This is a genomic window from Streptomyces sp. NPDC020489 (assembly GCF_044386545.1).
Classification (GTDB): domain Bacteria; phylum Actinomycetota; class Actinomycetes; order Streptomycetales; family Streptomycetaceae; genus Streptomyces.
Map to the genome: position 1 here is coordinate 457770 of NZ_JBIRUZ010000003.1, position 14037 is coordinate 471806.

Here is a 14037-nt window from a genome sequence, read left to right on the forward strand (position 1 = left end):
CCATGGCCGACACCCGCACCACCGGTATCCCCGCCAACGTCACCCAGGGCTCGAAGACCAAGGGCGGCATCGGCGAGTCCACGCTCCGCCCGGACGGCACCCTGAAGGTCACCGGCGAGTTCGCGTACTCCTCCGACATGTGGCACGAGGACATGCTCTGGGGCCAGATCCTGCGCTCCCCGGTCGCGCACGCCGAGATCGTCTCCATCGACACCGGCGAGGCGCTCGCCACCCCCGGCGTCTACGCGGTCCTCACCTACGACGACCTGCCGACCGACGTGAAGAACTACGGCCTGGAGATCCAGGACACCCCGGTCCTCGCACACGGCAAGGTCCGCCACCACGGCGAGCCCGTGGCGCTGGTCGCCGCCGACCACCCGGAGACCGCGCGCCGCGCCGCCGCCAAGATCAAGGTCGAGTACCGCGAACTGCCGGTCATCACCGACGAGGCCTCCGCGACCGCGCCGGACGCGATCCTCGTCCACGAGAACCGCGACGACCACCACATCGGCCACGTCCCGCACCCCAACATCGTGCACCGCCAGCCGATCATCCGCGGCAACGCCGAGGAGGCCGCGAAGAAGGCCGACTTCATCGTCCGGGGCGAGTACACCTTCGGCATGCAGGACCAGGCGTTCCTCGGCCCCGAGTCGGGTCTCGCCGTACCGTCCGAGGACGGCGGGGTCGACCTGTACATCGCCACCCAGTGGCTGCACAGCGACCTCAAGCAGATCGCCCCGGTGCTCGGCCTGCCCGAGGACAAGGTGCGCATGACGCTGGCCGGCGTCGGCGGCGCGTTCGGCGGCCGCGAGGACCTGTCGATGCAGATCCACGCCTGTCTGCTCGCGCTGCGCACCGGCAAGCCCGTCAAGATCGTCTACAACCGCTTCGAGTCGTTCTTCGGGCACGTCCACCGCCACCCCGCCAAGCTCTACTACGAGCACGGGGCGACCAAGGACGGCAAGCTCACCCACATGAAGTGCCGGATCGTGCTCGACGGCGGCGCCTACGCGTCGGCGTCCCCCGCGGTCGTCGGCAACGCCTCCTCCCTGTCGGTCGGCCCGTACGTGGTCGACGACGTCGACATCGAGGCGATCGCGCTCTACACCAACAACCCGCCCTGCGGCGCCATGCGCGGCTTCGGCGCGGTCCAGGCGTGCTTCGCCTATGAGGCCCAGATGGACAAGCTCGCCGACAAGGTGGGCATGGACCGGGTCGCCTTCCGCCAGCTCAACGCGATGGAGCAGGGCACGCTCATGCCGACCGGGCAGCCGGTCGACTCCCCGGCCCCGGTCGCCGAACTCCTGCGCCGCGTCAAGGACATGCCGTTGCCGCCCGAGCGGCAGTGGGAGTCCAGCGAGGGCTCCGACGTACGACAGCTGCCCGGCGGTCTGTCCAACACCACGCACGGCGAGGGCGTCGTCCGCGGTGTCGGCTACGCGGTCGGCATCAAGAACGTCGGCTTCTCCGAGGGCTTCGACGACTACTCCACCGCCAGGGTGCGCATGGAGGTCGTGGGCGGCGAGCCCGTCGTCACCGTCCACACCGCCATGGCGGAGGTCGGCCAGGGCGGCATCACCGTCCACGCGCAGATCGCCCGCACCGAGCTCGGCGTCACCCAGGTGACCATCCACCCCGCCGACACCCAGGTCGGCTCGGCCGGCTCCACGTCCGCCTCCCGCCAGACGTACGTCACCGGCGGTGCCGTGAAGAACGCCTGCGAGCTGGTGCGCGAGAAGGTCCTGGAGATCGGGCGCCGGAAGCTCGGCACCTACCACCCGGCGTGGGCCACGGCCGAACTCCTGCTGGAGGGCGGCAAGGTCGTCACCGACGGCGGGGAGGTGCTCGCCGACCTCGTCGACGTGCTGGAGGACGAGAGCGTCGAGGTCGAGGAGGAGTGGCGCCACCGGCCCACCGTCCCCTTCGACCTGCGCACCGGACAGGGCAACGGCCATGTCCAGTACTCCTTCGCCGCGCACCGCGCCGTCGTCGAGGTGGACACCGAGCTGGGCCTGGTCAAGGTCATCGAACTGGCCTGCGCCCAGGACGTCGGCAAGGCGCTCAACCCGCTCTCCGTGGTCGGCCAGATCCAGGGCGGCACGCTGCAGGGCATGGGCATCGCCGTGATGGAGGAGATCGTCGTCGATCCCGTCACCGCGAAGGTCCGCAACCCGTCCTTCACGGACTACCTGCTCCCCACCATCCTCGACACGCCGACCATCCCCGTCGACGTGCTCGAACTCGCCGACGACCACGCCCCCTACGGGCTGCGCGGCATCGGCGAGGCCCCCACCCTGTCGTCCACCCCGGCCGTCCTCGCGGCGATCCGGAACGCGACCGGGCTCCAGCTCGACAGGACCCCGGTCCGGCCCGAACACCTCACGGGTACGGCGTAGGGCGTCCGTCATGTCTCTCCGGGCGGCGCCGGGAACGTCACACTTCGCCGCGCCGCCCGGAGTACCAGGCGCCGCACCGCTCGCGGTTCCTGACATGTCCCCAGTAGTCAGATGCAGAGCGTTCGCCTCGGGCCGTCCCCCGGGTCGTGCGGCCGAAGCACCTTCCCAAATCCCGCAGCCGCCCAGTCGGTTGATCGATGCGGGTGTCCCTTTGAACCTTGGGAGCAGGCCCACATGACCCAGCAGTCGATGGAGCCGAAGACCGTCGCCGAAGACGCGGGAGAAGGCACCCGCGTCCCGGCCGGACGGTCCTGGCTCGACCGGTACTTCCACATATCCAGAAGAGGATCCACCGTCGCGCGCGAGGTGCGCGGCGGCGTCACGACCTTCATGGCGATGGCGTACATCCTCCTGCTCAACCCCCTGATCCTGTCCGGCAAGGACGTGGCGGGGGACACGCTCGGGCAGAAGGCCCTCATCACCGCGACCGCGTTCGCGGCGGCCTTCACCACGCTGCTGATGGGCTTCTTCGGCAAGGTGCCCCTCGCGCTCGCCGCCGGACTCTCCGTCTCCGGTGTCCTGTCCTCGCAGGTCGCCCCGCAGATGACCTGGCCGCAGGCCATGGGCATGTGCGTGATGTACGGCGTGGTCATCATGCTGCTGGTCGTCACCGGCCTCCGCGAGATGATCATGAACGCCATCCCGCTGGCCCTCAAGCACGCGATCACCATGGGCATCGGCCTGTTCGTCGCCCTGATCGGCTTCTACAAGGCCGGCTTCGTCCACCAGGGCCAGGCCACCCCGGTGTCCCTGGGCCCGGCGGGCGAACTCGCCGGCTGGCCGGTGCTGCTGTTCGCCGCGACCCTGCTCGCCATCTTCATGCTCCAGGCCCGCGGCGTCCCCGGCGCGATCCTGATCGGCATCGTCGGCGGCACCGTCCTGGCCGTCGTGCTCAACGCGCTGGACGTCATCGACCCCAAGCAGTGGGCGAGCGGCGCTCCCGAACTCCACGGCAGCGCGATCTCGATGCCCGACTTCTCGGTCTTCGGCGACGTCGAGTTCGGCGGCTGGGGCGAGGTCGGCGCGATGACGGTCGGCATGATCGTCTTCACCCTGGTGCTGGCCGGCTTCTTCGACGCGATGGCGACGATCATCGGCGTCGGCACCGAGGCCAAGCTCGCCGACGAGCAGGGCCGGATGCCGGGCCTGTCCAAGGCCCTGTTCATCGACGGCGCGGGCGGCGCGATCGGCGGCGTCTCCGGCGCCTCGGGCCAGACGGTGTTCGTCGAGTCCGCGACCGGTGTCGGCGAGGGCGCCCGCACGGGCCTGTCCTCGGTCGTCACGGGCCTGTTCTTCGCGGCCTGTCTCTTCTTCACCCCGCTCACCGCGATCGTGCCCGGCGAGGTCGCGGCAGCGGCCCTGGTGGTCATCGGCGCGATGATGATGATGAACGCCCGGCACGTCGACTGGGCCGACCGCGCGACGGCGATCCCGGTGTTCCTGACCGTCGTCATCATGCCGTTCACCTACTCGATCACGGCGGGTGTCGCCGCGGGCGTCATCTCCTACGTCGCGATCAAGACCGCCCAGGGCAAGGCGCGGGAGATCGGGGCCTTCATGTGGGCCCTGACAGTGATCTTCTTCGTCTTCTTCGCCCTCAATCCCATCGAGACCTGGATGGGCGTGCACTAGCCGCCCCTCACCCCGACACCCGTGAGGAGACCGAGAGATGCTGGACATCGCCGAAGAGCTGCACCGGTGGGTCGAGCAGGGACGTGACTTCGCCGTGGCCACCGTGGTGGCCGTCGGCGGCAGCGCCCCTCGCCAGCCCGGCGCCGCCCTCGCGGTCGACGCCGACGGCACGGCGATCGGCTCGGTCTCCGGCGGCTGTGTGGAGGGCGCGGTGTACGAGCTGTGCCGACAGGCGCTGGAGGACGGCGTATGCGTCCTGGAGCGCTTCGGCTACAGCGACGACGACGCCTTCGCGGTCGGACTGACCTGCGGCGGCGTCATCGACATCCTGATCACCCCGGTGCGGGCGGGCGACCCCGTCCGGCCGGCGGTGACGGCGGCCCTCGCGGCGGCCTCCTCCGGCGCGCCGGCGGCCGTGGCACGGATCGTCGCGGGCCCCCCGGACCTGCTGGGCCGCGCCCTGCTGGTCCGCCCGGACGGCTCCTGGGACGGCGGCTTCGGCGGCCACCCGGAGCTGGACCGCACGGTGGCGGCGGAGGCCGGCGCCTACCTCGACGCCGGACGCACCGGCACGCTGGAGATCGGCGAGCAGGGCTCCCGCTGCGGGGCCCCGCTCACCGTCCTGGTCGAGTCCTCGGTGCCGGCCCCCCGGATGATCGTCTTCGGCGCGATCGACTTCGCGGCGGCCCTGGTACGGGTCGGCAAGTTCCTCGGCTACCACGTCACGGTGTGCGACGCCCGGCCCGTCTTCGCGACCGAGGCCCGCTTTCCGGAGGCGGACGAGATCGTCGTCGGCTGGCCCCACGAGTACCTGGAGCGCACCCAGGTCGACTCCCGCACGGTCCTGTGCGTGCTGACCCACGACGCGAAGTTCGACATCCCGCTGCTCCGGCTGGCGCTGCGGCTGCCGGTGGCGTACGTGGGCGCGATGGGCTCCCGCCGCACCCACCTGGACCGCAACGCGCGCCTGCGCGAGGTCGGCGTGACCGATCTCGAACTCGCCCGCCTGCGCTCCCCGATCGGTCTCGACCTCGGCGCCCGCACGCCGGAGGAGACGGCCCTGTCCATCGCGGCGGAGATCGTCGCCAACCGGCGCGGCGGGAGCGGCGTCGCCCTGACCGGCGCGCACACCCCGATCCACCACGACGTCACCTCGACCACGCCGACGGGCCGGATCGGGTCGGTGGCCTGAGCGGACGGGAGGGCCGTCGGCCCCGCTTCGGCGCGTACCGCAACGGTGGGTGCTGGGAAGGCGCGGTGCGGGCGGCGGCCGTGACCCCGGCTCGCCACGGAGCACTCCTCCCAACCCGCACGCCCCGCCGCGCCCCCTCACCCCATCCTGAGCAGCCGGTTCACCGCACGCCCGAACACATGGCGGGCCGTGCGCCGCACCACCGGGTCCAGCAGCCGGGGCAGGAACCTGAAGCCCAGCTCCTCCCGCCACACCACCCGGGTGCGCCCGCCCGGTCCCGGACCCACTTCGATCTCGGCCCATCCGGTGACCACCCCGCCCCGCTTCTCCAGTCGGCAGCGCCCCTCGGCGCCGGACTCCGGCGGGTCCCACCGGGTGACCTCCATGCGGTCGTCGAAGGCGAGGGGGCCGAGGCCGGTGCGGGCGACGAAGACCGTGCCCTGGCGGGTGGGGCCGTCCGTCACCACCGTGACGCGGGTCAGCGGGACCACCCTGCCGTGCCGGGGCCACTCGGTGAGCCGTCGCCAGGTCTCGTCGAGGGGGAGCGGTGCCGTGCGTTCGAGCAGGAAGGTGACCACGCGACGATCTTAGGGAGTCCGGGCGGGTCGGCGCCGTTCCCAGGGCCGCCCACCCGCACGCCGTCGGGCGGGCCTCAGCGGTACACCTGGCCGGGCTCGGCCTTGCCGGGGGCCAGCAGCTGCGGCACGGTCACGAACACGTACCCGCGCGCCTTGAGCGCGTCGATGATCCCGGGCACGGCCGGCACGGTGCCGTCGTAGATGTCGTGGAGCAGGATGATCCCGTCCCGGGACACCTGGTTCAGCACACGCTTGCGGATCAGCGCGGAGTCGTTCGTCGTGTAGTCCTTGGCGGTCACGCTCCACAGCACCTCCGCCATGCCGAGCTCCCGGCACACCTCGTGCACGGTGTCGTCGGTCCGGCCCTGCGGCGGCCGCATGAGCGTCGGCCGCCGCCCGGTGAGCCGCTCTATCTCCCGGTTGGGACGTTCCAGCTCCTCGCGTATCTCCTCGCGTGTCAGCTTCGTCAGGATCTTGTGGTCCCAGGTGTGGCTGGCGACCTCGTGGCCCTCGTCGGCCATCCGCTTCACGAGCTCGGGGTACTTCTCGACGTGCCGCTTGCCGAGGAGGAAGAAGGTCGCCGGGACCTGCTTGTCCTTGAGGATGTCGAGGAGTTCGGTGGAGTGCTCGCTGGGGCCCGCGTCGAAGGTGAGCGCGACGCACTTGACCTGGCGGCAGTCCACGGTCCCGAACCGGGCCTGGGCGGTGGAGGCCGGTGCGGCCTGGGCCCGGGCGGCGGCGGGCGCGGTCGTCTCCAGCGATCCGCAGCCGGACAGCGACAGCGCCAGGGACGCTGCCGCCGCCGACATCAGCGCGGCCCGGAACCTGTTCCCCGTTTTGTTCATCTTCCTGGTCACTGAAGGCATGCGATGACTATACACAGCGATTATACACGCGGTGTATAGCCATCTCGGTCATGCCTCCGCCCCGCCTACTGGGCGTAGAAGGTGGCGTCCGCCCGGTCCGTCGCGGTGCTCAGGGCCTGCACCTGAAGCAGGTAGTTGTAGTGCCGGACGTAACGGCCGGCGTAGTTGTAGGACTCGTACGAGACGCCCGCCGAGTCGGCCAGCCCGGCCCGCTGGTAGAAGCTGGCGGACGACGCGAAGGCCGTCGTCCCGTCGTTCTTCTCCACCCACACCTCGAAGTTCTTGTGCCGCAGGTAGTAGCCGGGGAAGTTCGTCGACTCCAGGGAGACCGTGCCGGTGCCCGCGAGACCTGTGACGACCCGGAACTGGGAGTCCGCGAGCGGGGTCACGTTCGCCTCGATCTTCGCCCGGTACTCCCAGTGCCGGATGAAACGGTCCGCGAAGTTGTACGAGGAGAAGCGCTTCGGCGTGACCCCGTCGGCCACCGGGATGCCGAAGTCGGGGGTGCCGTCGGCCTTCCAGTACACCTTCTGCACGCGGGTGCGGCGGTTGGGGTCGTTGAGCGGGTCGCCGCTGATGTCCTTGTAGCTGCGGTCGTGGTACACGAGGATGTCCGACGTGCCGTCCTCGGAGACGGTGAAGGAGTTGTGGCCCGGACCGTACTGCGAGGTCGCCGCGCTCGTCTGGAACACCGGCGTCGAACTCTTCGTCCAGGACGCCGGGTTGGTCAGGTCGGCGGTCGCCGACGCGGTCAGCATCCCCAGGCAGTAGTTGGCGTCCGTGGCGCTCGCCGAGTACGTCATGAAGACCTTGCCGCCGTGCTGGATCAGCGCCGGGCCCTCGTTGACCTTGTACCCGACCGTCTCCCACGACAGCGTGGGCTGCGACAGTTCCGCCGGAGTCCCGCTGATCGTCCAGGGGTTGGCCATCTTCGCGAGGAAGAGGCTGGTGTTGTTGTTCTCCGACGGATTGCGCTGCGCCCACGCCAGATAGCGCACACCGTTCACGACGAACGTCGTCGCGTCCAGCGAGAAGCTCTCCCAGGTGGTCTTGATCTGGCCCTTCTCCGCCCAGGTCGCGGTCAGCGGATTGGCTCCGGTGCCCTCCAGGACGTACATCCGGATCGCCCACACGTCACTGGTGGACCCGGCGGCGAAGTACACGTACCACTTGCCGTCGATGAAGTGGATCTCCGGCGCCCAGATGTGCGCGCCCATGACCCCGCTGCTGTGCTTGGTCCAGATGGTGACCTCGGGGGCCGTCGAGAGGCCCTGGATGGTGGTCGCCCGGCGCAGCACGATGCGGTCGTACTCGGGGACCGTGGCGGTGAAGTAGTAGTAGCCGTCGGTGTGTTTGAAGATGTGCGGGTCGGCCCGCTTCTCCGCGATCGGGTTGGTGTAGGTGACGGCGGGCGAGCTGGGGACGGCGGCCTGGGCCGGGGCGGTGCCCAGGCAGGCGGTGAGGGCCACCAGCAGAGCCAGCAGCAGGCGTACGGCGTTGCGTCTCAAGGGAGTTCTCCTGAAGGGGCGGGTCAGGTGGCGGGAACCAGGCGCCACTGCTGGCAGGTGTTGTTCAGCCAGGTCCACTGGCGTACGTCGGTGCCGTTCGCGGTGCCGCAGTCGGCGACGTCGGCGACCTTTCCGGTGGCCTCGTTGACGATCCGGACGTGGTCGCCGCTCGCCGTGAACACCAGGCGGTAGCGCTGGCACTTGTTGTTCAGCCACGACCACTGCCGGATGTCGGTGCCGTCGGCGGCGGAACAGCCGGCGACGTCCATCACCTTGCCGGTGGCCACGTTGACCAGCCGGTTGGTGTCGTCGCCGAGGTCCTCGACCTTCCACTTCTGGTTGGCCCCGCCGGTGCAGGTCCACTGGAAGATGTTCGTCCCGTCGGCGGTGCCGCCGCCGCTCACGTCCAGGCACTTGCCGCTGTTGCGGTTGACGAGGGTGTACGCCGTCGGGGTCGCCGCGGTCTCGCCGGACGGGCCGGGGAGTGTGGCGCCGAGCGCGACCGGGGTACCGAGGTTCGGGGTGCCGTCGGCGTTCCAGGTGAACTTCTGGGCGCGGGTGGTCCGTCCGTTGCCGCAGCCGCCGTTCGAGGCGGAGTTGGCGTGGTAGACGATCCAGTTCTCGCTGCCGTCGGGCGAGGTGAAGAAGCCGTTGTGGCCGGGCCCGTACACCCCGGCCGCGTCACTGCGCTGGAAGACCGGCGTCTGCTTCTTGGTCCAGGAGGCGGGGTCCAGCGGGTCGGAGCCGGTCAACTCCAGTTGCCCGAGCTTGTAGTCGGCGGTCTGGCAGGAACTCGCCGAGTACGTCAGGAAGGTGCGGCCGCCCCGGTAGAGCGGCTCGGGGCCCTCGTTGACGGGGCTGCCGGAGCGCTCCCAGTCCAGCGTCGGGCTGGAGATGACCGTGAACGTGCTGCCGGCGAGGGTGTACGGGTTGCTCATCGGCGCGATGACGAGGCTCTGCGCGCTGCCGTTGACGAAGCCGCTGCCGACCAGGTACAGCCTGTCGTTCGCCTTCAGCACGCTCGCGTCGATCAGCCAGCCGCCCGGCGTGAGATTGGAGCCGGTCAGCGACCCCTTGTAGGTGTACGTCCCCATCGGGTCGGTGCCGGCGCTCTCCAGCACATGGGTGCGCTGGGAGTCGCAGCAGGCCACGCCGCTCTGGCCGGCGGAGTAGTAGAGGTACCAGTGGCCGTCGAGGAAGTGCAGCTCCGGTGCCCAGATGTTGGTGTTGCGGGTCGAGGTGGTGTCCGACCACACCTGCACATTGGGCGCGGTGGCCAGGCCCGCGAGCGTCGGCGACTTGCGGATGCCGAGGACGCCGGTGAACGTCGTGGTCACCAGGTAGTAGCTGCCGTCGTAGTACTCCAGCCAGGGATCGGCGCCCTTGAAGGACTTGAGCGGGTTGGTGTACGGGCGACCCTCCGCCGCCGACGCCGGCTGGGTCGCCGCCACCAGGGTGAGCAGGAGGGTCAGCACGCAGAGGAGCAGCGGTCTGCGGCGTTTCCCGAGGTGGGTCCGAGGCATACGGGACCGTCCCTGTTCGTCATGTCGAACACAGTTCGTGATGTCGGTCAGAAGATAGGAGTGGGTCATCTTCTCGTCAACGGTTTCGTCATGCGGGCTTCACCTGACCGAATTCGACCACATGAAAACCGTGTTCATTTACTATGATGGGTGTGGCGGAGACGGAAGAAGAGGAACATGTGCGCGCCGCCGGCCTGCGCAACACGCGCCAGCGCCGGGCCGTGCTCGAAGTCCTGGGCCGCTGCCCCGAGTTCGTCTCCGCGCAGGAACTGCACACCCGGCTCACCGAGGCCGGAGGCACCGTCGGACTCACCACCGTCTACCGCACGCTGCGCGAACTCGACCGCGCCGGGCTCGTCGACGTCGTACGCGACGAGGGCGGTGAACGGTTGTACCTGCGGCGGCCCAGCGACGAGCACCGGCACTACCTCATCTGCCGCCGCTGCGGGCGCAGTCGGGCCGTCGACGCGGAGGCCGTGGAGCGCTGGGCGGCCGCGCTCGCCGAGAGCACCGGGTACGCGCAGCTGGACCACACCCTCGAGTTGAGCGGGATCTGCGGACCGTGCCGGTCGGAGGCGGGAGTTGCGGGTGGACGGGCGGTGTGTTCCTCTTGATCGCCGACGGCGCCGCGAGGGCGCCGACGGCCGATGGGGAGGGACAGAGTTGAGTCCGGTCGTGTTCGGGGCCGCGGCCTCGCGTCCCTGCACGCTCGTGGTGTGCCGCGGCTGCTGCTGCGGCGACGCGGGCAAGCATCCCGACGTCGACCACCAGTGGCAGCTCGACCGGTTGCGGGCCGCCGCCGCGGGGTCCGGGGGCCGGCTCGCGGTCCGCACGACCGACTGCCTCGGCCCCTGCGACCAGGCGAACGTCCTCGTCGTCCAGCCGTCCGGCGAGGGCCGCCGCCGCGGTGGCCGTGCCGTCTGGATCGGCTGGTCCGGCGACGACGACTGCACCGACGACGTCCTCACCTGGGCCGCGGCGGGCGGCCCGGGCCTCGCACAGCCCCCGGCCACCCTGACCCTGCAGTTCATACGGCCGCCCCGCCCGGAGGTCCGGCGAGCGCGCCGCTGACCGGGGTGGGGGGCATCGGGGCCGGAGGTCCGGTGGTTCGGGCGGGTGGTCGGGTGGGTCCGAGGTCGGCGGCCCGGTCCAGGGCCGGTGCTCAGCCGATCAGCTTGATTTCCGGCGGCCAGAGCACGTTGCGGGCCAACAGCAGGGAGGGCCCGAGGTGGTGCGGGCAGACCGGCAGCGGGAAGTCCACGTACCGGCCGATCTCGAAGCGGGCCGGCGTGGCGCAGGCCCGCCCTTCCTCGGGGCCGGAGAAACGGCCCTGGCAGCGCGGGCGAGCGGCGGACGCGTCCATGGGTCACCTCGGACGGGTAGACGGGGACCTACGGCCACGCTAGAAGGCCGGCGGTCCGGGCGCTCGCGGGGAGAGCCGTCCGGGTGAGACGGGGTGACGGGGGGCGAGGATCACGGCCGCTCATGTGCGCGGAGAGTCCGGACCGTGCGGCGGTCCAGGCCGGATGGCCCAGTCGGCGGCTCCCGTCGGCCCGAGCGGCTCCGGCCGAGGTGGGGTGCCTGTCCGGCGGGCGCCTCAACCAACCCTCCACAGGCGGAAATTGGCGCGCGCTCGGGGGCGTCGGCGGAGTACGGTCCCTCGGATGGATCACGCGGACGGTTACTTCCCGGAGCACATCGCGGCGGCCTACGACGACCCCGGGTCGGAGATGTTCCAGGCGGACGCCATCGATCCGGCGGTCGCCTTCCTGGCGGAGCTCGCCGGCGACGGCAGCGTCCTCGAACTCGGCATCGGCACGGGCCGGATCGCCCTGCCGCTGGCCGCCCGGGGCGTGCCGGTGCACGGCATCGACCAGTCCCGGGCGATGGTCCGACGGCTGCGCGCCAAGCCCGGCGGCGAGGCGATCGGCGTGTCCATCGGGGACTTCGCGACGACCCGGGTGGACGGCCGGTTCTCCGTCGTCTGCCTGGTCTTCAACACGATCATGAACTTGACGACACAGGAGGCGCAGGTCGCCTGCTTCCGCAACGCCGCCGCCCATCTGGCGCCCGGGGGCACCTTCGTGGTCGAGGTCATGGTCCCCGAGCTGCGCAGACTACCGCCGGGACAGCACGTCGTGCCCTTCCATGTGGGCGCCTCCCGGCTGGGGTTCGACACCTACGACGTAGCCACCCAGTCGATGAGCTCGCACCACGTGACGATCGCCGACGGGCGGGGCGAGTACCACGAGATCCCTTTCCGCTACGTCTGGCCCGCCGAACTCGACCTCATGGCACAGCTCGCCGGACTGCGGCTGCGGGAGCGCCGGCAGGGGTGGACGCGGGAGCCGTTCACGAGTGAGAGCGCCGCCCATGTCTCCGTATGGGAGAAGCCCGCGGACTGACCGCCGACCCATCCACCGAGAGGACAGTGCCGCGTGCGACTCCACACCCGTGAATGGGGCTCCGGCGACCGGACGGCCCTGCTGGTGCACGGCATCATGACCGACTCCCGCACCTGGCGCCGGGTCGGTCCGGCGCTCGCCGGCCACGGGTATCGGGTGATCGCGGTCGACCTGCGCGGCCACGGCCGCTCACCGCGCGGCGAGTACAGCCCGCGCCACTTCGCCGACGACCTCGTCGACACGCTGCCCGGCGGAGCCGACCTGGCCCTCGGGCACTCCCTCGGCGGGCTCGTCCTCTCCCTGGCGGTCGACCGGCTGCGGCCGCTGCGCGCCGTGTACGCGGAACCGGTCTGGACCTCCGCCGACCCCGAACAGGCCCTGGATCCAAGGGTGTTCGCGTCCGCCAAGAACCGCACGCGCGAGCACATCGCGCGGTCCAACCCGCGCTGGGACGCCGAGGACGTCGACATCGAGGTGGCCACCCTGGCGGACTGGGACGCCGACACCTCGTCCTTCCTGGGCGGCCGTCCGCTCACGGGCTTCCTCCCGGACCGCCCGGTCGTGCCCTCGCTGGTCCAACTCGCCGACCCCAGCCATCTGGTGGGCCCCGACGACGTGGTGCGGCTGCGAGCGAGCGGGTTCGAGGTCGTGACGGTGCCGGGGGCGGGGCACACCCTGTACCGCGACGACTTCGAGCGGTTCATGAAGTCCCTCGACGGCTGGATCTGACACCTCAGGCGCAGACCTTGGTGTCCCAGTCCAGCAGCCGCGGCAGGTCCTCCTCCCGCGGCCGGGGGACGGTGGTGCCCCGGCCGCCGCGCGAGAGGTTCCCGCTCGCGACCGTGTTGTGCTCCACGCGCGGGCGGCGCAGCGCCTCGTACAGGGCGAGTCCGGACCCGGTGTCCGGGCTGTCGCGCAGGGACTTGGCGAGCACCACGGCGTCCTCCAGCGCCATCGAGGCGCCCTGTCCGGTGGCGGGGGAGGCCGCGTGGGCCGCGTCGCCCACGAGCACGGTCCGGGCGGTGCGCCAGGGGGCGCCGGGAGGGATCTCGCTGGCGTTCGTGGCCAGGACGTCGTCGCCGGTGGCCGCGACGATGTCCGCGGCGGGGCCCGAGTCCGCACGCAGCCGGGACACCAGCGGCTCGCGCCAGCCGCCCCGCGCCAGCTCCTCGGCGGTCAGCGGATCGTCGGTCACCCGGGCGAACCAGTACGTCTCACCGCCGGGGGAGACCGCGTAGCCGAAGGCGGCCGTGCTGCCCCGGACCATGGTGAACTGCCCTTCCTCGGCGGGCGGTCGGGCCTGGCGGGTGTAGCCGTAGAAGACGCGCTGGGCGGCGTGAACGGGCCGTACGCCGGGTGCGATCGTCTGCCGGACGGTGGAGTGGAGGCCGTCGGCGCCGACGAGGAGGTCGCCCGTCGCCTGGCTGCCGTCGGTGAAGCGGGCGGTCACGCCGCGCGGGCCCTCCTCGACGGACGCGAGCCGCGCCCCGTGCCGTACGGTGATGCCCCGGCGCGAAGCCTCCTTCTGGATTGCGGAGTTGAGGTCGCCGCGGCGCAGGCACCGGAACCTCAGGAGCGGGTCGTCGGCCTCGCCCATCGGGCCGCCCCCGACCTCGGTGCCCGTCGCGTCGAGCACGCGCAGGGTGCGCAGCGGGAAGCCGAGCGCGCTCACCGCCTCTCCGGCGTCGATCTGCGCCAGCGCCCGCATGCCGTTGCTCGCCAGCGTGAGGAACGCGCCGAGATCCTCGGCCGAGTCGGGGTGCGCCTCGTGCACCTCGACCGCGAACCCCGCCTTGTGCAGGGCGAGTGCCGTCGCCGTACCGCCCGTTCCGCCGCCGATCACCAGGATGCGCGCCATGCCACGACGGTACACGTCG

Annotated in this window: 13 protein-coding genes; 7 read left to right on the forward strand and 6 right to left on the reverse strand. The window is 71.3% G+C overall.

Features of this window, described 5'->3' with window-relative positions; all coding sequences use genetic code 11:
- Nucleotides 1-2 precede the first annotated feature (2 nt).
- From ACH41F_RS09100 to ACH41F_RS09110, 3 genes are all read left to right on the forward strand, one after another.
- Nucleotides 3-2396, forward strand: a complete 2394-nt coding sequence (locus ACH41F_RS09100; protein ID WP_391233980.1) for a molybdopterin cofactor-binding domain-containing protein — start codon at nucleotides 3-5, stop codon at nucleotides 2394-2396.
- A 234-nt stretch (nucleotides 2397-2630) separates the two neighbouring features.
- Nucleotides 2631-4088 (forward strand): NCS2 family permease, encoded by a 1458-nt coding sequence (locus ACH41F_RS09105; RefSeq protein ID WP_398834031.1) that lies wholly within the window; start codon nucleotides 2631-2633, stop codon nucleotides 4086-4088.
- 37 nt (nucleotides 4089-4125) lie between these two features.
- On the forward strand, nucleotides 4126-5280 hold the full coding sequence (locus tag ACH41F_RS09110; RefSeq protein ID WP_398834033.1) for an XdhC family protein: 1155 nt from the start codon (nucleotides 4126-4128) through the stop codon (nucleotides 5278-5280).
- A gap of 137 nt (nucleotides 5281-5417) precedes the next feature.
- Here ACH41F_RS09110 and ACH41F_RS09115 read toward each other — a convergent pair whose 3' ends face one another.
- From ACH41F_RS09115 to ACH41F_RS09130, 4 genes are all read right to left on the reverse strand, one after another.
- The gene (locus ACH41F_RS09115; protein WP_391233983.1) at nucleotides 5418-5858 is read right to left on the reverse strand and encodes an SRPBCC family protein; all 441 of its coding nucleotides are present in this window, start codon (nucleotides 5856-5858) and stop codon (nucleotides 5418-5420) included.
- A gap of 74 nt (nucleotides 5859-5932) precedes the next feature.
- Nucleotides 5933-6724, reverse strand: coding sequence for a polysaccharide deacetylase family protein (locus ACH41F_RS09120; RefSeq protein ID WP_398834035.1), 792 nt, complete (start codon nucleotides 6722-6724; stop codon nucleotides 5933-5935).
- A 65-nt stretch (nucleotides 6725-6789) separates the two neighbouring features.
- Entirely contained in the window at nucleotides 6790-8232 is a 1443-nt protein-coding gene (locus ACH41F_RS09125) for a family 43 glycosylhydrolase (RefSeq protein WP_398834038.1), read from the reverse strand.
- A gap of 23 nt (nucleotides 8233-8255) precedes the next feature.
- Entirely contained in the window at nucleotides 8256-9755 is a 1500-nt protein-coding gene (locus tag ACH41F_RS09130) for a family 43 glycosylhydrolase (RefSeq protein WP_398834040.1), read from the reverse strand.
- Between the two features lie 146 nt (nucleotides 9756-9901).
- Between ACH41F_RS09130 and ACH41F_RS09135 the strand changes: the two genes are divergently transcribed.
- Both ACH41F_RS09135 and ACH41F_RS09140 read left to right on the forward strand, forming a co-directional pair.
- Entirely contained in the window at nucleotides 9902-10369 is a 468-nt protein-coding gene (locus ACH41F_RS09135) for a transcriptional repressor (protein WP_391233987.1), read from the forward strand.
- Nucleotides 10370-10418: 49 nt separating this feature from the next.
- Nucleotides 10419-10826, forward strand: a complete 408-nt coding sequence (locus ACH41F_RS09140) for a (2Fe-2S) ferredoxin domain-containing protein (protein WP_391233988.1) — start codon at nucleotides 10419-10421, stop codon at nucleotides 10824-10826.
- Nucleotides 10827-10917: 91 nt separating this feature from the next.
- Here ACH41F_RS09140 and ACH41F_RS09145 read toward each other — a convergent pair whose 3' ends face one another.
- Complete coding sequence (locus tag ACH41F_RS09145) at nucleotides 10918-11118, reverse strand: hypothetical protein (protein ID WP_391233989.1); 201 nt, start codon at nucleotides 11116-11118, stop codon at nucleotides 10918-10920.
- A 301-nt stretch (nucleotides 11119-11419) separates the two neighbouring features.
- Here ACH41F_RS09145 and ACH41F_RS09150 point away from each other — a divergent pair, with 301 nt between their 5' ends.
- Together ACH41F_RS09150 and ACH41F_RS09155 are read left to right on the forward strand one after the other, a co-directional pair.
- Complete coding sequence (locus ACH41F_RS09150) at nucleotides 11420-12160, forward strand: class I SAM-dependent DNA methyltransferase (RefSeq protein WP_398834043.1); 741 nt, start codon at nucleotides 11420-11422, stop codon at nucleotides 12158-12160.
- A 33-nt stretch (nucleotides 12161-12193) separates the two neighbouring features.
- Nucleotides 12194-12889, forward strand: a complete 696-nt coding sequence (locus ACH41F_RS09155; RefSeq protein ID WP_391233991.1) for an alpha/beta fold hydrolase — start codon at nucleotides 12194-12196, stop codon at nucleotides 12887-12889.
- Between the two features lie 4 nt (nucleotides 12890-12893).
- Here ACH41F_RS09155 and ACH41F_RS09160 read toward each other — a convergent pair whose 3' ends face one another.
- Nucleotides 12894-14018, reverse strand: a complete 1125-nt coding sequence (locus ACH41F_RS09160) for an FAD-dependent monooxygenase (RefSeq protein ID WP_398834046.1) — start codon at nucleotides 14016-14018, stop codon at nucleotides 12894-12896.
- Nucleotides 14019-14037 lie beyond the last annotated feature (19 nt).

What these genes read in the sequence shown, in the direction of transcription:
- ACH41F_RS09100 (WP_391233980.1), top strand. Translation starts at nt 3, where the DNA reads ATGGCCGACACCCGCACCACCGGTATCCCCGCCAACGTCACCCAGGGC.
- ACH41F_RS09105 (WP_398834031.1), top strand. Translation starts at nt 2,631, where the DNA reads ATGACCCAGCAGTCGATGGAGCCGAAGACCGTCGCCGAAGACGCGGGA.
- ACH41F_RS09110 (WP_398834033.1), top strand. Translation starts at nt 4,126, where the DNA reads ATGCTGGACATCGCCGAAGAGCTGCACCGGTGGGTCGAGCAGGGACGT.
- ACH41F_RS09120 (WP_398834035.1), bottom strand. Translation starts at nt 6,724, where the DNA reads ATGCCTTCAGTGACCAGGAAGATGAACAAAACGGGGAACAGGTTCCGG.
- ACH41F_RS09130 (WP_398834040.1), bottom strand. Translation starts at nt 9,755, where the DNA reads ATGCCTCGGACCCACCTCGGGAAACGCCGCAGACCGCTGCTCCTCTGC.
- ACH41F_RS09135 (WP_391233987.1), top strand. Translation starts at nt 9,902, where the DNA reads ATGGGTGTGGCGGAGACGGAAGAAGAGGAACATGTGCGCGCCGCCGGC.
- ACH41F_RS09145 (WP_391233989.1), bottom strand. Translation starts at nt 11,118, where the DNA reads ATGGACGCGTCCGCCGCTCGCCCGCGCTGCCAGGGCCGTTTCTCCGGC.
- ACH41F_RS09150 (WP_398834043.1), top strand. Translation starts at nt 11,420, where the DNA reads ATGGATCACGCGGACGGTTACTTCCCGGAGCACATCGCGGCGGCCTAC.
- ACH41F_RS09160 (WP_398834046.1), bottom strand. Translation starts at nt 14,018, where the DNA reads ATGGCGCGCATCCTGGTGATCGGCGGCGGAACGGGCGGTACGGCGACG.